Origin of the sequence: Bradyrhizobium sp. ma5 (genome assembly GCF_042258955.1) — a bacterium.
In the GTDB taxonomy this organism is placed as follows: Bacteria; Pseudomonadota; Alphaproteobacteria; order Rhizobiales; family Xanthobacteraceae; genus Bradyrhizobium.
Genome location: NZ_CP170156.1, coordinates 2,490,454 through 2,511,830 on the forward strand (window position 1 = coordinate 2,490,454; position 21,377 = coordinate 2,511,830).

Sequence of the window (21,377 nt, forward strand, 5' to 3'; positions counted from 1 at the left end):
CGTCATCCTCGCGCGGCGGCGAGCTCGCGATAGAGCGCGGCGTAGCGGCCGGCGCGATTGTGCCAGGAGACATCGGTGGCCATGCCGGCCTGTTGCAGCCGGCGCCAGGTCACCTTGTCGTTGAACAGCAGGTTCGCCGTGCGCAAGCCGTGGGCGAGCGCCTCCGAGGTCACGGGTGCGAACTTGACGCCGGTTGCGGCACTGCCGGTGATCGCGGCTTCGTCGAAGCCCAGCACGGTGTCGGCAAGGCCGCCGACATTGGCAACGACCGGGACCGCGCCGTAGCGCAGCGCGCAGAGCTGGGTGAGGCCGCACGGCTCGAACCGCGACGGCACCGCGAGCGCATCGGAGCCTGCCTGGATCAGATGAGCCAGCGCCTCGTCATAGCCGATCACGACCGCGATCCGCCCCGGATTGTCGCGCGCCAGCACGGTGTAGCGATCCTGCAGATCGCGATCGCCGCTTCCGAGCAGCGCGAGCTGAATGCCTTCGCCGAGCAACGTCGGAATGTTCTCCAGCAGCAGGTCGAGGCCCTTCTGCCATGACAGTCGGCTGATGACGCCGAGCAGCATCGCATCCGGCGCCGGATCGAGCCCGAAGCGGCGCTGCAGCGCCGCCTTGTTGGCTGCGCGCTCCGCGATTTGCGCGGCGCTGAAGCGTGCCGCGATCGCGGGATCGGTCGCCGGATTCCACACATCGATGTCGATGCCGTTGAGGATGCCGCTCAGCACGTCGGCGCGTTCGCGGAGCAGGCCGCCGAGCCCCATGCCGCCTTCGTCGCTCTGGATCTCCTGCGCATAGGTCGGCGACACCGTGGTGATGCGGTCGGCAAATTGCAGGCCGGCCTTCAACAGGCTGATGGTGCCGTAATATTCGACGCCGTGAAGCGAATAGGCCTCGCCCGGCAGGCCGAATGCAGCCAGCATGTCCGGCGAGAATTGCCCTTGATAGGCGAGGTTGTGCACGGTCATCACCGTGCCCGGCCGCGGCTGCCCACCGTAATGCAGATAGGCCGGCGCGAGCCCGGCCTGCCAGTCATGCGCATGCACGATGTCGGGGACGAAGCTCTCGATTGCACCCCGGCCGATTTCGGCCGCCATCCGCGACAGCGCCGCGAAGCGGATGCCGTTGTCGGGCCAGTCGCGTCCGTCGGGGCCGACATAGGGATTGCCGGGGCGCGCATAGAGATGCGGCGCGTCGAGGGCGAGAAGGTCGAGGCCGCCATGCGAGCCGCCGAGCACGCGGATCGGCCCGCCGTAGAATTCGCCCCAGTGCAGCAGCGTTTCCGCCGAGGCCAGCGCCTTCAGCACATCGGGATAGCCGGGCACCAGCGTCCGCGTGGCGACGCCGTGCTGCTTCAGCGCCGCCGGCAGCGCGCCGACCACGTCGGCGAGGCCGCCGGTCTTGACGATCGGGTAGATTTCGGAGGCGACCGCGAGGACGCGGATCGGCGTCATGTCGGGATCCTGTCGATCATCGATTGCGTGATCAGCGTGATCCCGTTCTCGGTGGTGCGGAAGCGCTTGCCGTCGAATTCGGGATCCTCGCCGACCACGAGCCCTTCCGGAATCCGCACGCCGCGATCGATCACGACGTTTCGGAGCCGCGCGCCGCGGCCGACATTCACATAGGGCATGATCACCGCGTTCTCGACACTGGCGTAGGAATTGACGTGGACACCGGTGAACAGCAGCGACCGACGCAGCGCCGCGCCCGAGATGATGCAGGCGCCCGAGACCAGCGAGGTCACCGCCTGGCCGCGCCGTCCGTCCTCGTCGTGGACGAACTTGGCGGGCGGCGTGATCTCGGCATAGGTCCAGATTGGCCATGACCGATCGTAGAGGTCGAGCTCGGGCACCACGTCGGTGAGATCGATGTTGGCGCCCCAATAGGCGTCGACGGTGCCGGCATCGCGCCAGTAGGAGCGGGGATCGTCGCCGGAACGGACGCAGGAATCGTTGAACTGATGCGCGATCGCCCGGCCGTGCTTCACGATATAGGGGATGATGTCCTTGCCGAAGTCGTGGGCTGAGTTCGGGTCGGCCGCATCGCGGCGCAATTCGTCGAACAGGAATTCCGAATTGAAGACATAGATACCCATGCTGGCCAGCGACTTGTCGGGCTTGCCGGGCATCGGCGGCGGATCGGCCGGCTTCTCCAGGAACGACTGGATCAGGCCGTTCTCGTCGATATGCATGACGCCGAAGCCAGAGGACTCCGTGCGCGGCATTTCGAGGCAGCCGACCGTGACGTCGGCGCCGCTTTCGACATGCTGCTTCAGCATGATCTCGTAGTCCATCTTGTAGACGTGATCACCGGCCAGCACCAAAATGTACTTGGTGCCGTGTGCCTCGATGATGTCGATGTTCTGATAGACCGCATCCGCCGTGCCGACATACCACATCGTCTCGGAGACGCGCTGGCTCGCAGGCAGGATGTCGAAACTCTCGTTCCGCTCCGGGCGAAAGAAGTTCCAGCCGCCTTGGAGATGCCGGATCAGGCTGTGCGCCTTGTACTGGGTCGCCACCGCGATGCGGCGGATGCCGGAGTTCACTGCATTGGAGAGCGCGAAATCGATGATGCGGGATTTGCCGCCGAAATACACCGCTGGCTTGGCGCGCTTGTCGGTGAGCTCCTGAAGTCTGCTGCCGCGTCCGCCGGCCAGCACGAAAGCGAGGGCGTGACGCGACAATGGTTCATTTCCGACTGGTCTCATGGTCATCCTCCCAGGACTTCAGGCTGGCCCCGCTACCTTCTCTTGTCCGGAAGGCCTGATCGGGCGCAACGGGGCCGCTTGGAACGTAGCAAGCGCGCCCCGGTTGGGCAAAGCGGGATGGCGGATTTTCGTTCCCGAACCGTGGCTCGCGAAGATCGGGGTTGCGGACCGGTTAAGGCTATTGACGGCGCGCGATTTCGGCCTAGAGCAGGCCTGCGAATTTTCCCGCCCAAGGCCTGCATCTCATGACAGTTTTGTCCGTCACACCCCAGAACATCCGTGCAACGCTGTTGCTGCGCCAAGAGATAGCGCTGCTCGATGTCAGGCATGAGGCGGAATTCGCCACCGGCCATCCGCTGTTTGCCGCCAACATGGCGGCCGGCCGGATCGTGCTCGAAGCCGAGCTGCGACTGCCGCGCAAGGACGTGCCGATCGTTCTCTATGACAATGGCGAGGGACTGGTCGCTGCCGCGGCCGGCGAGTTGCAGGCGCTGGGCTATGAAAACGTTGCGGCGCTCGGGGGCGGCCTGCAGGGCTGGAAGGCGGCCGGCTACGAGGTGTTCGAGGACGTCAATTCCTACGCCAAGGCGTTCGGCGAACTGGTCGAGTCGCGCAGGCACACGCCTTCACTCAGCGCCGACGAGGTCGCCGCGCTGATATCGGACAAGGCCAACATCGCGATCCTCGATGTGCGTCGGTTCGACGAATATGCCACCATGAACATCCCGGGCTCGGTCAGCGTGCCCGGCGCGGAGCTGGTGCTGCGCGCAGGCCGCGCGGCGCCCGATCCCGACACCACCATCATCGTCAACTGCGCCGGCCGCACCCGCTCGATCATCGGCACGCAGTCGCTGATCAATGCCGGACTGTCGAACAAGGTGCGGGCGCTGCGCAACGGCACGATCGGCTGGACGTTGGCGAAACACGAGCTCGAACACGGCGCCGGCAAGCGCGGCGACGTCGGGCCGTTCGAGGGCGCCGCCGACAATGCGCGCGACGTGGCCTATCGCGCCGGCGTCCGCCACATCGGCGCGGCTGAACTCGCCGCGCTGGAAAATGATGCGCGCCGCACGCTGTATCGCTTCGACGTGCGCGACGCCGAGGAATATGCCGCCGGTCATCTGACCGGCTTCGGCCACTATGCGGGCGGCCAGCTGGTGCAGGAAATCGATATGGCCGCGCCGGTGCGCGGCGCGCGCATTGCGCTGACCGACGACAAGAGCGTCCGCGCCGACATGACGGCGTCCTGGCTCGCGCAGATGGGCTGGGAGGTCTACGTGCTCGAGGGCGGCTATGAGGGCCGGCTCGAAATCGGTCCGCCGCATGTCGTGCCGAGGCCCGATCCCGCGCACCGCTATCGTCGTCCCTATGAAGGCACCGGCGTCGCGGAGCAGGCGATGCAGGCCTATCTCGATTGGGAGTACGGCCTCGTCGACCAGCTGCGCCGTGACGGCACGCACGGGTTTTATGTGATCTGATAACGGCAGATTTGGTCGGCCAGCCGGGGTGACGGGAAGCACTTGCATTTCAATACTAAGTGTGCTTATAATAAGCGTACATATTAAAGAGGGAGAGAGCGCATGAACGCACGACCTGTCTGGCGGACCCAACTCGACATCGAGACGGCCGCGAGCCCGGAGGAGATCTGGGCGCTGTTCCAGGATGTTCCCGGGTGGACACGCTGGAACGCCGGGATCGAGTCGATCGCGCTCGAGGGGCCATTTACCGCCGGCACCAGCTTTGTCATGAAGCCGCCCGGCGAGGCGGCGCTTCGGTCGGTGCTCACGGAGGTGCGCGAGAACGAGTGCTTCGTCGACGAGACCCGCGTCGGCGATCTCGTGATTGCGGTCGCGCATCGGATCGAGCGGCTGGATTCGTCGCGCACGCGCATCACCTACGCGGTCGACGCACAAGGCGAGGGCGCAGCCGAGATCGGCCCGATGATTTCGGCCGACTTCCCCGCCGTTCTGGCTGCGCTCGTGGCCGCCGCGGAGGGCAAGCGGTCATGACCGGCTGGCTCGGTGTGGTGTCGCGCAGCCACGTGCAACGCGGCCTTGCGGGCGGCTTTGCACAATTGTGCCACGGCAAGGCGCAGGCGCTGCGGCGCATGCGCGCGGGCGACTGGTTGATCTATTATTCGCCGACGATCGAAATGGGCGGAGAAGCGCTGCGCGCATTCACGGCGATCGGCCGGATCGCCGATGACGAGGTTTACAAATACGATATGGGCGGCGGCTTCGTGCCGTTTCGCCGCCGCGTGCGCTACGAGGCCGCACGCGAGGTGATGCTGGACGATCTCAAGGACCGCCTCGCGCTCTGTGCTTCCCCAAACTGGGGCATGGCCCTGCGTCGGGGACATCTGTTGCTGACAGCAGGTGATTTTGCCACCATTGCGCGCGCCATGGACGTGAGAGGTACCGCGGCGGCATGAATACCCGAAAACCCACCGACCCGCCGTTGCCGACGCGCTTTTCCGGTCCGGCCGAGAGCCCGGGCTTCCTGCTGTGGCGCGTCTCGAACGCCTGGCAGCGCCGCCAACGTGCGGCGCTGCAGCCACTCGGCCTGACACATTCCCAATTCGTCATCCTGGCCTGCGCCACCTGGTTCGGCGAGAAGGAAACCTTGACGCAGACGCGGATCGGCGAACTCACCGGTGTCGATCCGATGACGACATCGCAAATTGTGCGCTCGCTCGAATCCCTGAAATATCTGACGCGACGGACGCACCCCGACGATCCGCGTGCGAAGATGATCGTCGTCACCAGCGCCGGGCGCGCACTGGCGCAGAGGGCGGTGGTGGTCGTCGAGCAAACCGATGCCGCCTTCTTTCGTGCGGTTGCCGATGATGCGGGCGGCCTCGTCAAGCTCCTGCAGGCGCTCGCAAAGGACGAATAGCGCGCGGGGCAGGCTGTTCGCCCATCCCGCGCGCCGATCGCCGAACCTGGCTTCCTACTTCGGCAATGCCACCGGCGTCAGCTTGAACGGGCCGGGGTCCTTGCCCTTGTTGTCGCCGATCACGTAGGACAGCTTGCCCTCGGCGACCCAGCCGACATCTCCGATCTGCGTCACCGAGACCGGCTCGGCGAGACCATCCTTGATGGTGTCGATGGTGGCCTCGCTGCCATTCACCGTGACCTTGTCGAGCTTGCCATTGCCCTCGATCAGCAGGAGACCGCCGCCATGGGCGCGCAACGCGTCGGCATGATCGAGCGGCCGCGACGGCTTCAGCTCCGTCACCGCGCCGGCCTTGCCGTCCTTGATCTCGATCTTGAACAGCTTTGCCGGAACGAAGGTCGTGACATAGAGGTTGCCGTCGGCGCCGATCGCGATGCCGTCGAGCCCGACGCCGTCCTTGGCCGGCGCGAGCTGCGGGTCGGTAGCGAACGTCGCCAGCGCGGTGCCGCCCGGCTTCAGGCTGTAGACGATCGGCGTGAAGGAATCGCTGACATAGGCGGTGCCGTCTGCGCCGACCACGATGTCGTTGCAAAGCGATTTCGGATCGCTCAGGGCAAAGCTGCCCTTCGGCGCGCCGCTCTTGAGATCGAAGGTCTTCAGCCAGGCGCCCTTGACGTCGCTCGGCCCGGCGACGCCGAAGCCAGAGATGTCGTTGGAGCAGACATAGAGCGTGCCGCTCTTCTCGTCGGCGAGTACGCCGAGCGTCGAGCGGCTGTCGCCGGCACCCGGCTTGACGAGTTGCTCGGCCTTGCCGCCGGAAATCTTCGTTACGCCGCCGAGGTTGAAGCTGCCGACGTAAAGCGTCCCGTCGGAGGTCGAGGTCACGCTCTCCGGGAAACTCTTGTCGGGAACTCCGACCGGAGTGGTTTCGGCGCGCGCTATGCCGGCCGTGCCGAGCGCAAGGATAATGGCCGCTAGCGATGCGCGGCGGATCTTGAGCAGTTCTCCCGTTGCGCGCGGATGTCCCGCGTCGCCATTCATTTTTATCATGATCGCGTTTCCTCGATGAACCTGGTTGGACCAGGCAGGAATTGTGAGGCGATCGTCTCCGGTCGATGGTTGTTGTCTGCAGGGTTCCCGACCGGATTGTTCACCCGCCTGCCTTGTCGTCTCGATATATACGATAGTATATAGCGTGAGGGAAGCAGCGATGACCGGAGGGCTCGGCATGGAACGGGAGTTGGCGGCGTGCCACCAATGCGTGTGCTGCGGCGGTGTCATCGACGGGCTCGCCGACGATGGTGCGATCGGATTCGAACCACGGATCGGCTTGTTTACGGATGAATGTGCGTTCGTCTGCAACGAATGCACCACGAGCCTGATCGCGGCAGCAGCACGGCGCAGACAGGAACCGGTTCGGCGGAAGTCGTAGGGCGGGGGCTCTCAATCGCGTCATTGCGAGCGAAGCGAAGCAATCCGTCCATCCGTTTGCTCGCGGATAGATGGATTGCTTCGTCGCTTCACTCCTCGCAATGACGAAGTTGCTGCGGAACCTAGTCCGGGCTAAACGCGTCGTAGACCAGTTTCCGGAACGCCGGCGTGATGCGCTGGCGTTCGTTCTGGGTCTGCTCGAGCATAATGTAGATCATGTCGAGCTTCGGATCGACGCCGAAATAGGTGCCGCTGCCGCTGTCCCATTTCAATTCGCCGATCGAGCCGGGCGGCGGTGGCTTGGCAATGCCGGGATCAGTGCGCACAGCGATGCCGTAACCGTAACCGAAACCGTCGCCAGGGAAGTACCAATAGTCGCGGCCGACCCCGGAGCCCGGTCCGATATGATCCGTTGTCATGGTCTTGAAGGCGGCAGGGCTGAGATAGCGCTTGCCGTCGAGCTCGCCGCCATTGAGCAGCATTTGCGCGAAGCGCGCATAATCGAGGATGGTCGACACTAGGCCGCCGCCGCCGGATTCCCACTCCGGATGCGCGCGCCGGTCGTTCTCCCCCGCGATCAGGATCGTGTCCGAGGGCAATGGTTCGGCCAGCCGCGTCCGTTCGGTTTCCGCATCGAGCACATATCTGGTGTCGTTCATCTTCAGGGGATCGAAGATGCGCTCCTTCTCGAACTGATAGAGCGACTTGCCCACGACGATCTCGACCACCCGGCCGAGCACGTCGGTGGAATGACCGTAGCGCCACATCGTGCCGGGCTGCCGCGACAGCGGCAGCTTGGCTAGCCGCGCCACGAATTCCTTGTTGTCGAACTTGCCGTCGAACAGATGTCCGTTGCGGTAGAGCTTCTGGATCCAGTCGGCGCCGATATATTCGTAGGTGATGCCCGAGGTGTGCCGCATCAGGTCCTCGATCATGACCGGGCGGATCGGCGGCACCAGCTCGAGCTTGCCGAGATCGTTGCCGCCATCCGGCTCGATACCGACCTTCACGTCGGCGAAGGCCGGAATGTATTTCGACAGCGGGTCCTGCGGCGATAGCTTCCCTTCGTCGACCAGCATCATTGCGGCGGTGTTGGTGATCGGTTTGGTCATCGAATGCAGCGCGAACATCGTGTCCGGCCGCATCGGCGACTTGGTCGTGACGTCGCGATAGCCGAAGGTCTTCAGATAGACCGGCTTGCCGTGCTGCTGGATCAGGATGGCGGCGCCTGGAATTTTTCCTGTCGCGACCTCGTTGTCGAAGAACGCGGTGATGCGTTCGAGCTTCTCCGGCGATGGGGCAGGGGCGTCGGTGGCGTGGGCCGCGCTAGATGTGACAAGTGCAAGACACCCGATCGCGGTTGCAGCCCCGCGAAGCGTCCGCACGGCACGCCGCGCTGTCCGGTCATATCTGCACGACATTGAAAAGCCCGCCCCTGCCTGATGCCATGAACGCCGCAGTTTTAGCGCAGGCGCCCCCGCACCATAATCATTTTCGGGCGAGTTTATTCCCTAACGATGGTCGAAATTTATACAATTTGCGTGGCGCCGACCGGCGTGCGCACGGCATTCGACAGCACCTGCAGCGCCTGGCTCAGCTCGGCACGGTTGCGGGCGGCACCGAGCGAGACGCGGAGGCCGCGCGGCGCGGCATCGCCTGCCGCAAAGGCGTCTTCGCCGACCACCGCGAGACCGTTGCGCATCAGATGCGACAGCAGGTCGGTGCCGTCGAAATGCTTCGGCAACGGCATCCAGAGATGGTGGCTCGCCGGCCGCGCCGCATAGGCGACGCCTTTGAGGAAGCGGGCCGCGAGCTGCTGGCGCGCGGCCGCCTCGTTGCGGATGGCGCGGATGACGTCGGCGGCGACGCCGGAGCGCAGCCATTGCGTGACCAGCGCGACCATCAGCGAGGGCGGCATCTGCATGGTGGCCTGCATGCCGGCGCGCATCCGTTGCTCGGCGTTCGCATCGGGCGCCAGCAGATAGGCAACGCGCAAGGCCGGTGCGATGCATTTCGCAATGCTCGCGGCGAGGTAGGTGCGCTCAGGAATCAGGGTTGCGATCGGCGCCACCTGGGGTTCGAGCGGGCCGTAGACATCGTCCTCGATCAGGACGCAGCCGCGCTTGCTGATGATGTCGGCGATCGCCTTGCGCCGCGACGCGCCCATCGTCGCCGTGGTCGGGTTCTGTTGCGTTGGCACCAGATACACCGCCTTCGGCTTGTGCTTGCGGCAGGCCTCGTCGAGCGCGTCGGGACGGGCGCCCTCAGCGTCCATCGCAACGCCGACGAGGCGGACGTCGAGCCGCGCCGCAGCCGCCTTGATGCCGGGAAACGTCAACGCCTCCGTCACCACGACATCGCCGGGCGAGGTCAGCGCCAGCAGCGCGTTGAAGATGATCGCCTGCGACCCCGGATAGATCACGATCCGGTCGGCCGATGCCTGTGGCGCGCGCGGCTGCAGCCACGCGGCGCCGGCTTCGCGTTCGTCGGCGGTGCCGCCGGGACGCGTATAACCGAGATAGGCTGAAAATCCGGCCTCGGAGCGAATGGTCGCCAACCCTTGCGCGATGCGCAGATCGAGAGTGGCCTCCACCGGCTGCGGCGGCAGGTTCATCGAGAGGTCGATGTTGACGGGGGCTGATAGCTCGGACGCCGCGCGCGCGGTGGTCTCCGAGACGAAGGTGCCTTGTCCGACCCGGGCGTCGAGCAGCCCGCGCCGCCGCGCCTCACCATAGGCGCGCGTCACCGTGGTGAGATCGATATCGAGCGCCGACGCCAGCGCACGATGGGTCGGCAGCCGCTGGCCACGGACCAGCCGGCCGCTTGCGATGTCGGCGGCGAGCGCATCGACGATGCGCAGGAACATCGGGCCGTGCCATTCCGAAACTGTAGGGATCCAATCCATGCAATCCAGCGCTTTGTCTTTGATTGTATGCTCTATGAGGCATATTGTATGGATCGTCAGAGCAGGTCAAGGATGACGACAATGACCGAGACGGTTTCCCTGCCAAAGGCGATGTGGCGCGGCTTTACGATGAAGTGCCCGAACTGCGGACGCGGCCATCTGTTCGGCCGCTTCCTCAAGGTGGCGGATAATTGCGAGGTGTGCGGCGAGGATTTCACCCCGCAGCGCGCGGACGATTTCCCGGCCTATCTCGTGATCGTCGTGGTCGGCCACGTCGTGGTGCCGGCGTTGCTCTGGATGGAAATGACCTACGCGCCGCCGGCCTGGCTGCAACTGGCGATCTGGCTGCCGTTCACGCTGTTCAGCGCGCTGGGACTGCTGCAGCCGACCAAGGGCGCGATCGTCGGATTGCAATGGAAGCTGGGGATGGAGGGGTTTGCGGCGACGCGGCGTGCAGGGGCGCCGGTGCGGGCGCGAAGCAATGCCGGGCGGGCTCGCGAAGCCTGAAACCAACTACGGAAGTGTAGCCCGGATGAAGCGAAGCGTGATCCGGGACAGTCTTGCGCGCACGACGAACCCCGGATTGCGCTTCGCTGCATCCGGGCTACGGATCGTCAAATCGGATGATGATGCGGCCGGAACATGCGGCCCTTTTCCGTCACCAGCACCACGGCAAGCGCGGCCAGCGTGCAGAGGAAGAAGCCGGTGGCGAACGGCAGCAGCGTCCCGTCGTAATCCTGGCCGATCGTGGTGCCGACGCCGATCCCGAGCAGGGTGGTGATGGTACCGTAGAGCGAGGACGCGGTGCCGGCGATCTTGCCTTGCGGCTCCATCGCGAGCGCAGTGAAGTTCGCCATCATCAGCCCGAACGCGAACATCATCAGGCCCGCCAGCACCATGAACAGCGGCAGCGACAGCGTGTCGGTCTTCACTGCGAGGAACAGCGCGCCGGCGACGACGGCAAAGCCGGTCAGCGCGGCGTGCGAGATCACCCGCATGCCGATGCGGCCGACAATGCGCGAATTGAGGAAGCCGGCGATCGCGACCCCGACCGCGCAGGCGGCGAAGGCGACCGGGAAGTAATGTCCGAGCTTGAAGACCTCGGTGAAGATCTGCTGCGAGGAGAACACGAAGGCAAACAGCGAGCCCTGCACGCCGCCGGCGGCGAGCGCGTAGCCGAGCGTCTGGCGGTTGGTGACGGTCTGGCGGAATGCTGAGAGCACCTCCGGAATTGCGAGCGACTTGCGCAGCTCGAGCGGCAGCGTCTCCGGCATCCGCATCGCGCTCCAGGCGAGCGCGATCACGCCATAGATCATCAAGAGCACGAAGATGCCGCGCCAGTGGGTCAGCAGCATCACCGCCTGGCCGAATGACGGCGCGATCACGGGCACCGCGATGAACACCATCATCGCCAGCGACATCACGCTCGCCATCCGCCGTCCGGCGTAGCAGTCGCGCACGATCGAAGTGGCGATCACGCGGGTCGCCGCGGTGCCGAGCCCTTGCAGCGCGCGCGCCAGGAGCAGCGTCTCGAACGAGGGCGCCATGATCGCGAGCAGACCGGCGATGGTGTAGACGGCCATGCCGCCGAGCAGCACCGGGCGGCGGCCGAAACGGTCCGACAGCGGGCCCATCACGAACTGGCCGACGCCGAAGCCGACCAGGAAGATCGACAGCACCATCTGCGGACGGTTGGCGTCGGCGATTTGGAACGCGGAGCGGATGTTCGGCAGCGCCGGCAGCATCATGTCCATCGCCAGCGGGTTGAGCGCCATGATGGAGGCAATGACGACGACGAATTCCGGAAAGCCCATCGGGCGGTGGCCTGAGGACACCCAGGCATCGGCATTGATGTCAGACACTTAAAACCTCTTGGAAACTCCCAGCATAGCGGTCTTGCTGCATTGCACAATCGGCGTTTTGGGATGGGAGACCGTCGGCGGCGGGTGAGGTAGCCGGGTCATGGAACCGGCTCCAAGGCCATGGGTTGGCGCATTATCGTTGCTGGTGCAACTATTTTCCTCGTCCCGCGCCGGAAGCTCTGCTATCCCGGTACCAGCATCCGTGCGGGCAGGCGCATCGCGGCCGATCACGCCCGTACGGCCAAGAACGGGTTTGGGGAGGCCACATGTCCATCGAAATCTCCGCGCGCTCGCGCGGCGCGACGCTGTCGGATGAGGAGCGCAAGGTTCTCACCGCAACGCTCGTCGGCACCACCATCGAGTGGTACGACTTCTTCGTCTATGCCCAGGCCGCGGGCCTGGTGTTCGGTGCGCTGTTCTTCGCGCCGATGAATGCGAACAATCCGCTGCTGGCACAGATCATCTCGTTCGCGACGCTCGGCCTCTCATTCCTGTTCCGTCCGCTCGGGGCCATCGTCTGTGGTCATCTCGGCGATCGCTTCGGCCGCAAGAACATGCTGGTCGTCACGCTGCTCTTGATGGGCGCTGCGACTGCGCTGGTCGGCCTGCTGCCGACCTACGCGCAGATCGGCGCCTGGGCACCGGCACTCCTTATTCTGCTTCGCATCCTGCAGGGCTTCTCGGCCGGTGGCGAGTGGGGCGGCGCGGCGCTGATGTCGGTGGAATCGGCACCACACGACAAGCGCAGCTTCTTCGGCTCGTTTCCGCAGATCGGCACGCCGCTCGGCATGATCCTGGCAACCGGCGTGCTGTGGGTGCTGACGGCTACGCTCGGAAAGCAGGCGATGATCGAATGGGGCTGGCGCATTCCGTTCCTGCTCTCGATCCTCCTGATCGTGGTCGGCATCGTGATCCGCCGTACGGTCGAAGAGTCCCCGGTATTCCTGGCGATGCAGCGGCGGCACAAGGAATCCTCCGCGCCGCTGCGCGAATTGATGCGCAATCACAGCAAGGAGATCCTGCGCACCGCGTTGATCTTCATGGCCAACAATGCGGCCGGTTACATCCTGATCGCGTTCGTCATCAGCTACGGCACCAACACGCTGAAGATGCCGTCCGAGCAGCTGCTGCTGATCGGCACGCTGGCGGCAGTGAGCTGGTTCATCTTCACGCTGCTCGGCGGCATCCTCGGCGACAAGATCGGCCGCGTGCGCTGCTTCCAGATCGGCTATTCCCTGATGGTGCTGTGGGCGGTGCCGATGTGGTTTTTGATCGACAGCAAGAATCTGCTGCTGTTCTTCATCAGCGCCGTCGGCCTCACCATTGCGCTTGGTTTGTCCTATGGCCCGCAGGCCGCGCTCTATGCCGAGCTGTTTCCTGCCAAGGTGCGCTATTCCGGCGTCTCGATCGGCTATGCGCTCGGCGCCATCTTCGGCGGCGCCTTCGCGCCGATGATCGCGCAATGGATCATCGGCACCTACGGCCAGTCCTGGCGGGTCGGCGTCTATATCGCGGTGCTGTCGCTGATCTCGCTGATCACGGTGTCGACCATCAAGGATCCGCAGGGCGTCGATCTAAACGTGAACGACGCGGGGGCGTGAGCACTCCAACGCGGACTGCCAGCTGGATCCGTCATTGCGAGGAGCGATAGCGACGAAGCAATCCATTGATCCGCATATGCGGCGCGATGGATTGCTTCGCTGCGCTCGCAATGACAGTGATGATCGCCCCAGGAGCATCGCCGGCCATCCCAGCCCGCAACATCGGGTGCCGCCACTCAGATGCGGGCGCCGCGGTTGTAGCCGTCGACGAGCTGATTGTAGTCGCGCATCAGCCGGGCCGGCGATCCTTCCACCATCCAGCCCGCGCCGGCGTTGCTCAGCATCATCTTCTCGCCGGAGCTGTAAGGCACCTTGTCGCGAACGCGGCGCATCAGCTGCTTCGCCGTGGTGAGGAATGATTTGGCGCTGCCGATGAACATCGAGCCGAGCTTGAGGTCGCCGTCCTTGCCCGAGGCCTCCTCGGTTGCCTTCACCGTGGCCTCATATTCGTTGAGCGCCTGGGTGATCGCGTCGAGGTCGGGCTTGTCGGCCTGCTGGGCGCGAAGCACGCGTTTGGCCTGGATCATCAGGGCCTCGACATAGTAGTGCGACTTGCGGCCTTCGCTCGCCTCGATTGCGGCCAGCTGCTCGGCTGCGCGATTGTCATTGATTGCCTCGACGCCGGCGCGCAGCGCCTTGTCGGCGCCGGCAAACGCATCCCATGCCGCGACCAGGCGCGGATGCAGCGCCTTGCCCTTGGCCATCTTGTCGTCCTTGTAGTTCTCCTGGGTGTAGTAGTCGTCCGCCTCCTTCAACAGCGGCTCGAGCGTGGTGACGGCCGCAACATATGCATTCGCCGCGGCTTCGAGCCCGGCATCATACGGGTCCATTGCATTGGCGGCTGCGACGCCCGCCTTGCAGTCGGAGGTGTCGTAGATCGTGTAGGTGCCGTAGATGATCCGCTCCTTGCCGGTGGGCCCGCTTTTGGCCGCCCAGGAAAAGTAACGTTCGCGGGATTCGTACGATCGCGCCGAGAGACGGTTGATGCACCCGACATAGGCGTTCACCTTTTGCGTCAATTGCGCGGAGGAGGCGCTCGCCGACGACGCGGGCGGGGACTGTTGGGCGGCAGCCGGTTCGAGAAGCGCAACGATGGCTGCAATCACAAGGATAGAGGTATTTCGCATCGGGAGTTTGCCCTCATCTCGGCCGGCAGTCGGCCGCCTCAGCCTAGGAAAATAATGTGACAGCAGAAGATTACGTCACGAGCCTCCGCCGAGGCCGCGCGGCACATTATCGATAGATTTATTTGTCGGCTACGGGCCGAAAGCCACTACCACCCGAACCTGGCGATCACGGGCGCGCCTACTTGATTCCGAGCAGCGCCTTCAGCTTCTTGACCGCGCTGTCGGGCGTCGTCAGCACCTCGCGGCCGGTGACCTCGGCGACGCGCTCGGCCGCCGGCGCCATGCTGTATTGCGCGAGCGCGATCAGATTGCAGTCGCGCAAATCCTTCGCGGCCTCGACCACGATGCGGTCGTGCTCGGCGCGGTCGCCGCGATCCAGCGCCGCCAGCGCGCCCTCGGCGAGTTTCGGCACCAGCGTGACCGACGCTGGAAACTCCGGCGGCATCGACACCAGCGTTGGCGGGAAGGTCGAGAGCAGGCCGATGCGCTTTCCCTTCGCGACCGCCTGCTCGATCATCGCTTCGTTCGGCTTCAACACGGGCATCGGCGCGTGCGCGCGCGCCACTGCCTCGATGCAGGGTCCGAACGCCGAGCAGGTGAAGAGAATGCCGTTGGCGCCGGTGCTTGCCGCGTAGCGGCCCATGGTGAGGAAACGCTCGGTCATGCGCTCGCTGAGCTTGCCGTCGCGCGCAAGGTCGGCCGACAGGCTGTCGTCGAGCAGGTTCATCAGCCGCGCCTCCGGCCAATGTTTTGCGAATGACGCCTCGATCGGCACGATCGAGTGCTTTAGGGCGTGAATGAGCGTGATGCGCATGGGGTTGCTACTGCCTCTGCCTTCTCTCCCTCTCCCCGCCCTTCGCGGGGAGAGGGCAGGGGTGAGGGGCTCTATCGTCGTAACAAGTCAGAGGGGGATATGCGGAGGCTCCCTCTCATCCGTCATTCAAGCTGCGCTTGAACGACGACCTCTCCCCGCGAGCGGGAGAGGTAACAAGAAGCGTTACTTGAACGGGATCGCATACATCAAGCCACCCTTGCTCCAGGTGCCGTTGAGGCCGCGTTCGAGCTTCAGGGGGCTCGCCTTGCCGACATTGCGCTCGAAGATCTCGCCGTAATTGCCGCCGGCCTTGATCGCCGCGACCAGCCATTTGTTGTCGAGGCCGAGCCGCGAGCCGAGATCGCCGGACGCGCCGAGCAGGCGCTGGATCGCCGGGACCTGCGACTTCGTCATTTCGTCGACATTGGCCTGCGTCACGCCGAGCTCTTCGGCTTCGACCAGGCCGTAATGCAGCCAGGTGATGATGTCGCTCCAGACCTCGTCGCCGTTGCGGGTGAACGGGCCGAGCGGCTCCTTGCTGATGGTCTGCGGCAGCACGACATAGTCGTCGGCCTTCGGCGCCGCAGTTGCGACCGCGCCGGCGAGCGCCGAGGCGTCCTGGGTCATGGCATCGCAGCGGCCGCCGAAGAAGGTCTGGTACATGGTGTCGGGGCGATCGAACACCAAAGGCTTCCAGTCGATGCCGTTGGCGCGACCGTAGTCGCCGAGCGTCACCTCATGCGTGGTGCCCTGCGCGACGCAGACGGTGGCGCCCTTGAGATCCTTCAGCTCCTTCACGCCGAGGTCCTTCTTCACCACAAAACCCTGACCGTCGTAGAAATTGACGGGGCCCTGGCGCAGGCCGAGCGTGGTGCCGCGCAGATAGGTCTGCGTCGAGTTGCGGTACAGCACGTCGATCTCGCCGGATTGCAGCGCGGTGAAGCGGTTCTGCGCGGTCAGCGCGACGTAGCGCACCTTGTTGGCATCGCCGAGCACGCCTGCGGCGAGCGCGCGGCAATAGTCGACATCGAGGCCCTTGAAATTACCCTGCGAGTCCGGCGCCGAGAAGCCGGCAAAGCCGGTCGAAACGCCGCACACCAGCGTGCCGCGCTGCTTGATGGTGTCGAGCGTCGCCGCGCTTGCGCTCGCGATGCCTGCGACGAGAACAGCTGTCGTGATCAATCCCCTGTACATTTTACACCTCCTGCTAATGACCAATGTCCTTGAGCGCGCTGTCTACCGCAGCGCCTAGTCTTTCGACGATCATGTCGATGTCGCCGGAAGTTGCGATATAGGGCGGGGCGAGCAGCACATGGTCGCCGCGCTGGCCGTCAGCGGTGCCGCCGGACGGATAGCAGCCGAGCCCGCCGGTGAAGGCCGTGGACTTGATCCGCTGATGCAACTTCAGCTTGGGGTCGAACGGCTGCCGCGTGCCGCGGTCGGCGACCAGCTCGATCCCCCAGAACAGGCCGCGGCCCCTGATGTCGCCGACATGGCGGTGATTGCCGAAGCGCTCGGTGAGCCGCTGCTCGAGCTGGCGGCCGCGCGCCTTGACCTGATCGAGTAGCTTCTCCTCGCTGATCACCTTCTGCACCTCGAGCGCGGCGGCGCAGGCGAGCGGATGCGCCAGATAAGTGTGGCCGTGCTGGAACGCGCCGGAGCCGTTGCGCACGGTGTCGACGATGGCGCCGCTCGCAAGCATCGCACCGATCGGCTGGTAGCCGCCGCCGAGGCCCTTGGCGACCGCCTGGATGTCCGGCGAGATGCCTTCCTGTTCCCACGCATGCAGCGTACCGGTGCGGCCCATGCCGCACATCACCTCGTCGAGGATCAACAGCGCGCCGTGGCGGTTGCAGACCTCGCGCACCGCCTTGAAGTAGCCTTCCGGCGCCGGCACGCAGCCAGCGGTGGCGCCGACCACGGGCTCGGCGATGAAGGCCGCAACATTTTCGGGGCCGAGCCGCTGGAATTCCGCCTCGAGCTCAGCGGCGAGCCGCGCGACGAACGCGGCCTCCGATTCATCGTCGCGCTTCTCGTGATAGGCAAAAGCCGGCGTGACGTGACTGAACGAGGGCGACAGCAGCGGCGCATAGGGCTCGCGGCGCCAGGCATTGCCGCCGGCCGACAGCGCGCCGAGCGTGTTGCCGTGATAGCTCTGGCGGCGCGCGATGAAGCGGGCGCGCTTCGGCTCGCCGCGCTCGATGAAATATTGTCGCGCCAGCTTGATCGAGGCCTCGATTGCCTCCGACCCGCCGCTGACGAAGTAGACATAGCCGAGGCCGCCGGGCTCGTGGCCGACCAGCCGCTCGGCGAGCTCCTCCGCGGGCTCGGAGGAGAAGAAGCCGGTATGCGCATAGGCAATTTTTGAAGCCTGCTTTGCGATCGCGGCCAGGATGCGCGGGTGCTGATGCCCGAGGCAGGAGACGGCGGCGCCGCCGGAGGAATCGAGAATGCGGTGGCCGTCTTCCGCGATCAGCCAGACGCCGTCACCGCCGATTGCCTTCGGCGGGGTCTCGCGCAGGCTGCGATGCATCACGCGGCTCTTGTTGGCTGCCATGATACTCATCCTTTCTCGACAAAATATTGCGACATCTCGGCAAGCCGGCCTTCGGTCTGCTCCAGCTTGCGCTTCGCGCTCGCACCGCCCAGCGTGAAGGCGACGGCGGCCAGCGACTGGGCGACGGCGATCGCGCCGGTGAGGCTCGGAAAGAAGCCGGGCGAGGAGGCGGCCTCGAACAGCAGGAGATGATCGGCGCCCTCGGCCATCGGCGCGCTGATCGTGTCGGCGATCGCGATCAGCGTGGCGTGCGCCTGATGCGCTGCACGCGCCGTCTCGACGCTGACCAGGGTGTAGGGCGCAAAACCGATCACGACCACCGCGTCGCCTGAGCGGAAGGCGCCGTGGTCGAGATCGAACGGGCCGGAGCCTCCGACCAGCTGCACGGCGTCGGGGCGGAACAGGCGAAGCTGGTAGGTCAGCAGTTCTGCAACGCTGCGGCAGCTGCGAAAGCCCGTGATCCAGATCCGGTTGGCGGCGTGCAGCGCACGCGCGGCCTCCGCGATCGCGCTCGCGGAAATCCGCGCAAGGCCCGCGGCTTCGGCCTCGATCTTGTCGTGCACCAGCCGGACATCAGCATTCGGCCCGGCGCGGCGGCTTTTGGCGCGGCCGGAGAACGGCGAGCCCTGTGCCGGCCTTCGCGCTTCGGTAAGTGCGGCGCGCAATTCGTCCCAGCCGGAATAGCCGAGCGCCTTGGCAAGACGGGTGAAGGATGCAGGATCGGCGCCGGCGACCGAGGCGAGTTCGCGCATCGAGCGGGTGGTGGCGTCGTAATCATTGGCTGCGACAAAACGCCCGACCTCCTGCAAACGCATCGGCAGCGACGGCAATGCGCTGCACAATTCGTTCAGGGGCGATGGTTTCGGCTGAGCCTGGGCCATGAAACATATGTTGCACGAATATCAATTTGGTGCAACATATGAAGTGCGCAGCCCGGAATACGCTCTTGCGCATGGCAGAAGATCGCTTCTCAGAGGATCCTGTGCTGTGACGACATCGACGCCGAACCACCCTCCCGCCCGGGCTCCAAGCCGGCCCTGGCGGCTATCGCTCAGCGATCCCCGCGTCGCCGGCCTGTTCTGGCAGGTCCTGGTGGTCGCCATCGCGGTCGCCATCGTCGCGTGGCTGTGGTCGAACGCGGTCCATAATCTCTCGGTGCGGCGCATCTCGACCGGATTTGCCTTCCTCGGCCGCGAAGCCGGCATGCCGATCGCGGATTCCTGGATCGATTACTCGCCGAAGAACACTTACATGCGCGCCTTCATCGTCGGCATCGTCAACACGCTGCGCGTTGCTGTGATCGGCATCGTGCTGGCGACCGTGATCGGCACGCTGGTCGGCATCGCGCGGCTGTCCTCGAACTGGCTGCTGGCGCGGCTCGCCGCCGTCTATGTCGAGGTGCTGCGCGATCTGCCGCTGCTGCTGCAGCTGTTGTTCTGGTACGTGGTGATGCAGGGCCTGCCGGCGGCGCGCCAGGCGTGGAAGCCGGTCGAGGGCGTGTTCCTTTCCAACCGCGGGCTCATCCTGCCGTCGGTCCCGTTGCATGAGGCCAATTGGTGGACGATCCTTGCGCTGGTCGCGGGTCTCATCACGCTCCATCTCATCAGGCGCCGCTTGGTCGCGCAGCAGATGCTCGACGGCAGAGCGCGGCCGGCGTGGCCCTACGCGCTCGGCCTCGTGGTCGCGCTGCCCCTGCTGGTGTCGTGGCTTCTGGGCGCGAGCTGGAGCATCATGCTGCCCGAGCTGCGCGGCTTCAATTTCGTCGGCGGGCTGACGCTGGCGCCGGAATATTTTGCGCTGCTGATCGCGCTCGTCACCTACACCTCGGCGTTCATCGCCGAGATCGTGCGCAGCGGCATTCAGGCGGTGCCGCACGGCCAGTCGGAGGCCGCCAAGGCGCTCGGGCTGAAGCGCGGCTTCGTCTTGCAGCACATCGTGTTGCCGCAGGCGCTGCGCGTCATTATCCCGCCGATGACCAGCCAGTATCTGAACCTGACCAAAAATTCCTCGCTCGCGGTCGCGGTCGGCTACCAGGACATCGTCTCGATCGCCAACACCACGTTGAACCAGACCGGGCAGGCGATCGAGTCGATTGCGCTGATCATGATGGTGTTCCTCACCATCAGCCTCGGCATCAGCCTGTTCATGAACTGGTACAATGCGCGGATCGCGCTGGTGGAGCGCTGAGATGAGCGCGGTCGTGCACCTTCCGCAGGATCCGCTGCCGATCGGGCCGCGGCCCGCACCACGGGCGCTCGGAGGTCAGTTTACCGCGTGGCTGCGCGCCAATCTGTTCGCATCGATCCCGTCCAGCATCATGACGCTGTTGATGCTGTTCGTGCTCGGCAAGGCGTTAATCGGACTTTGGCAATGGGGCATTGCCAACGCGATCTGGACCGTCTCCGGAAATGACACCAGCGCCTGCCGCGCGCTGCGCGGCGCCGGTGCCTGCTGGGCGGTCGTCCCCGAGAAGTGCCGCTTCATCCTGTTCGGCACCTATCCGTTCGACGAGCAGTGGCGGCCGGCGCTCGCGGTCGCGATCTTCATTGCGCTGTTCGCGGTCTCGAGCCGCCGCAGCTTCTGGCGCAAGGAGCTGTTCCTGCTGTGGGCCGCGGCCTTGATCGTGATCGGCTGCCTGATGTGGGGCGGCTTCCTCGGCCTGTCCTTCGTGACGCAGGACCGCTGGGGCGGGCTGCCGGTCACCTTGATCCTCGCGACCTTCGGCCTGGCGTTCGGCTTCCCGCTCGGCATCCTCGTGGCGCTCGGCCGCCGTTCAAAACTGCCGGCAATCCGCTCGCTCTGCGTGCTCTATGTCGAGCTGATCCGCGGCGTGCCGCTGATCAGTCTGCTGTTCATGGCGAGTGTGATGTTCCCGCTGTTCATGCCCGACGGCGTCAACATCGACAAACTCTTGCGCGCGCAGATCGCCTTCATCCTCTATGCCGGCGCCTACCTTGCGGAAGTCGTGCGTGGCGGCCTGCAAGCGGTGCCGCGCGGACAATATGAGGCCGCCGACGCGCTCGGGCTGTCCTACTGGGAGAAGAACGCGCTGATCGTGCTGCCGCAGGCGATCCGCCACGTGATCCCGCCGCTGGTCAACACCTTCATCGCCTTCTTCAAGGACACCAGCCTCGTCCTGATCATCGGCATCTTCGATCTCCTGACCACCGCCAAGACTGCGATCGTCGATCCGGCCTGGCAGTCCTTCAGCGTCGAGGTCTATGTTTTCGTCGGCGTGATCTATTTCGTGTTCTGCTTTGCGATGTCGCGCTACAGCCGCGGCCTCGAGGCACAGCGCGGAACGAACTGAGCGAGCTGGACTCGGCGTCGCTTGCTTCGCTCGAATGCTGCGTCTCCGATGCCAACCGCATCCGCAGCGTCCTCCTTTGATTTTTGCAACGGCCTGTTCTGGCCTTAAGGTTGCAGCAACCAAGATTTGGCCGATTGTCGGCGCCGAGCGCGGCTGGCA

The 21,377-nt window shown here is 65.2% G+C and carries 20 protein-coding genes; 9 read left to right on the forward strand and 11 right to left on the reverse strand.

Annotation, left to right across the window (positions count from 1 at the left end; all coding sequences use genetic code 11):
* Positions 1 to 2 precede the first annotated feature (2 nt).
* Both glgA and glgC read right to left on the reverse strand, forming a co-directional pair.
* On the reverse strand, positions 3 to 1,457 hold the full coding sequence (gene glgA / locus ACE103_RS11505) for a glycogen synthase GlgA (protein ID WP_375779504.1): 1,455 nt from the start codon (positions 1,455 to 1,457) through the stop codon (positions 3 to 5).
* Entirely contained in the window at positions 1,454 to 2,716 is a 1,263-nt protein-coding gene (gene glgC, locus ACE103_RS11510; protein WP_375779505.1) for a glucose-1-phosphate adenylyltransferase, read from the reverse strand. Before glgC ends, glgA begins: the two co-directional genes overlap by 4 nt.
* A gap of 245 nt (positions 2,717 to 2,961) precedes the next feature.
* On the opposite strand from glgC, the gene ACE103_RS11515 reads away from it, so the two are divergent.
* The 4 genes from ACE103_RS11515 (at position 2,962) to ACE103_RS11530 (ending at position 5,611) form a co-directional block, all read left to right on the forward strand.
* Positions 2,962 to 4,194: a rhodanese-like domain-containing protein gene (locus ACE103_RS11515; protein WP_375779506.1), complete on the forward strand. Its 1,233-nt coding sequence runs from the start codon at positions 2,962 to 2,964 to the stop codon at positions 4,192 to 4,194.
* 102 nt (positions 4,195 to 4,296) lie between these two features.
* A complete protein-coding gene (locus tag ACE103_RS11520; RefSeq protein WP_375779507.1) occupies positions 4,297 to 4,725 on the forward strand; it encodes an SRPBCC family protein in 429 nt (142 codons plus the stop codon).
* Positions 4,722 to 5,147 carry an EVE domain-containing protein gene (locus ACE103_RS11525; protein ID WP_375779508.1) on the forward strand — a complete coding sequence of 142 codons (426 nt, stop codon included), beginning with the start codon at positions 4,722 to 4,724 and terminating at the stop codon, positions 5,145 to 5,147. The genes ACE103_RS11520 and ACE103_RS11525 overlap by 4 nt, the downstream gene beginning before the upstream one ends.
* Positions 5,144 to 5,611, forward strand: a complete 468-nt coding sequence (locus tag ACE103_RS11530) for a MarR family winged helix-turn-helix transcriptional regulator (RefSeq protein WP_375779509.1) — start codon at positions 5,144 to 5,146, stop codon at positions 5,609 to 5,611. The genes ACE103_RS11525 and ACE103_RS11530 overlap by 4 nt, the downstream gene beginning before the upstream one ends.
* 54 nt (positions 5,612 to 5,665) lie before the next feature.
* Here the strand turns inward: ACE103_RS11530 and ACE103_RS11535 are convergent, their stop codons facing one another.
* Positions 5,666 to 6,661, reverse strand: coding sequence for a hypothetical protein (locus ACE103_RS11535; RefSeq protein ID WP_375779510.1), 996 nt, complete (start codon positions 6,659 to 6,661; stop codon positions 5,666 to 5,668).
* Positions 6,662 to 6,821: 160 nt separating this feature from the next.
* On the opposite strand from ACE103_RS11535, the gene ACE103_RS11540 reads away from it, so the two are divergent.
* Complete coding sequence (locus ACE103_RS11540; protein ID WP_375779511.1) at positions 6,822 to 7,043, forward strand: hypothetical protein; 222 nt, start codon at positions 6,822 to 6,824, stop codon at positions 7,041 to 7,043.
* Positions 7,044 to 7,164: 121 nt separating this feature from the next.
* Here the strand turns inward: ACE103_RS11540 and ACE103_RS11545 are convergent, their stop codons facing one another.
* Complete coding sequence (locus tag ACE103_RS11545) at positions 7,165 to 8,463, reverse strand: serine hydrolase domain-containing protein (protein ID WP_375779512.1); 1,299 nt, start codon at positions 8,461 to 8,463, stop codon at positions 7,165 to 7,167.
* A gap of 107 nt (positions 8,464 to 8,570) precedes the next feature.
* Complete coding sequence (locus tag ACE103_RS11550; protein WP_375779513.1) at positions 8,571 to 9,947, reverse strand: PLP-dependent aminotransferase family protein; 1,377 nt, start codon at positions 9,945 to 9,947, stop codon at positions 8,571 to 8,573.
* Between the two features lie 72 nt (positions 9,948 to 10,019).
* On the opposite strand from ACE103_RS11550, the gene ACE103_RS11555 reads away from it, so the two are divergent.
* A complete protein-coding gene (locus ACE103_RS11555) occupies positions 10,020 to 10,454 on the forward strand; it encodes a DUF983 domain-containing protein (protein WP_375779514.1) in 435 nt (144 codons plus the stop codon).
* Between the two features lie 107 nt (positions 10,455 to 10,561).
* Here ACE103_RS11555 and ACE103_RS11560 read toward each other — a convergent pair whose 3' ends face one another.
* Positions 10,562 to 11,761: a multidrug effflux MFS transporter gene (locus ACE103_RS11560; protein ID WP_375781092.1), complete on the reverse strand. Its 1,200-nt coding sequence runs from the start codon at positions 11,759 to 11,761 to the stop codon at positions 10,562 to 10,564.
* Between the two features lie 314 nt (positions 11,762 to 12,075).
* Here ACE103_RS11560 and ACE103_RS11565 point away from each other — a divergent pair, with 314 nt between their 5' ends.
* The gene (locus ACE103_RS11565) at positions 12,076 to 13,410 is read left to right on the forward strand and encodes an MFS transporter (protein ID WP_375779515.1); all 1,335 of its coding nucleotides are present in this window, start codon (positions 12,076 to 12,078) and stop codon (positions 13,408 to 13,410) included.
* 176 nt (positions 13,411 to 13,586) lie between these two features.
* Here the strand turns inward: ACE103_RS11565 and ACE103_RS11570 are convergent, their stop codons facing one another.
* The 5 genes from ACE103_RS11570 to ACE103_RS11590 form a co-directional block, all read right to left on the reverse strand.
* Positions 13,587 to 14,537: a YiiG family protein gene (locus ACE103_RS11570; RefSeq protein WP_375779516.1), complete on the reverse strand. Its 951-nt coding sequence runs from the start codon at positions 14,535 to 14,537 to the stop codon at positions 13,587 to 13,589.
* A 178-nt stretch (positions 14,538 to 14,715) separates the two neighbouring features.
* Positions 14,716 to 15,351, reverse strand: coding sequence for an aspartate/glutamate racemase family protein (locus ACE103_RS11575; protein WP_375779517.1), 636 nt, complete (start codon positions 15,349 to 15,351; stop codon positions 14,716 to 14,718).
* A gap of 183 nt (positions 15,352 to 15,534) precedes the next feature.
* On the reverse strand, positions 15,535 to 16,545 hold the full coding sequence (locus ACE103_RS11580; RefSeq protein ID WP_223969915.1) for an amino acid ABC transporter substrate-binding protein: 1,011 nt from the start codon (positions 16,543 to 16,545) through the stop codon (positions 15,535 to 15,537).
* Between the two features lie 13 nt (positions 16,546 to 16,558).
* Positions 16,559 to 17,908 carry an aspartate aminotransferase family protein gene (locus tag ACE103_RS11585; protein ID WP_375779518.1) on the reverse strand — a complete coding sequence of 450 codons (1,350 nt, stop codon included), beginning with the start codon at positions 17,906 to 17,908 and terminating at the stop codon, positions 16,559 to 16,561.
* Between the two features lie 5 nt (positions 17,909 to 17,913).
* Positions 17,914 to 18,789 (reverse strand): MurR/RpiR family transcriptional regulator, encoded by an 876-nt coding sequence (locus tag ACE103_RS11590; RefSeq protein WP_375779519.1) that lies wholly within the window; start codon positions 18,787 to 18,789, stop codon positions 17,914 to 17,916.
* Between the two features lie 106 nt (positions 18,790 to 18,895).
* Between ACE103_RS11590 and ACE103_RS11595 the strand changes: the two genes are divergently transcribed.
* Together ACE103_RS11595 and ACE103_RS11600 are read left to right on the forward strand one after the other, a co-directional pair.
* Entirely contained in the window at positions 18,896 to 20,095 is a 1,200-nt protein-coding gene (locus ACE103_RS11595; RefSeq protein WP_375779520.1) for an amino acid ABC transporter permease, read from the forward strand.
* Between the two features lies 1 nt (position 20,096).
* Entirely contained in the window at positions 20,097 to 21,218 is a 1,122-nt protein-coding gene (locus ACE103_RS11600; protein ID WP_375779521.1) for an amino acid ABC transporter permease, read from the forward strand.
* The last annotated feature ends 159 nt before the right edge of the window (positions 21,219 to 21,377 follow it).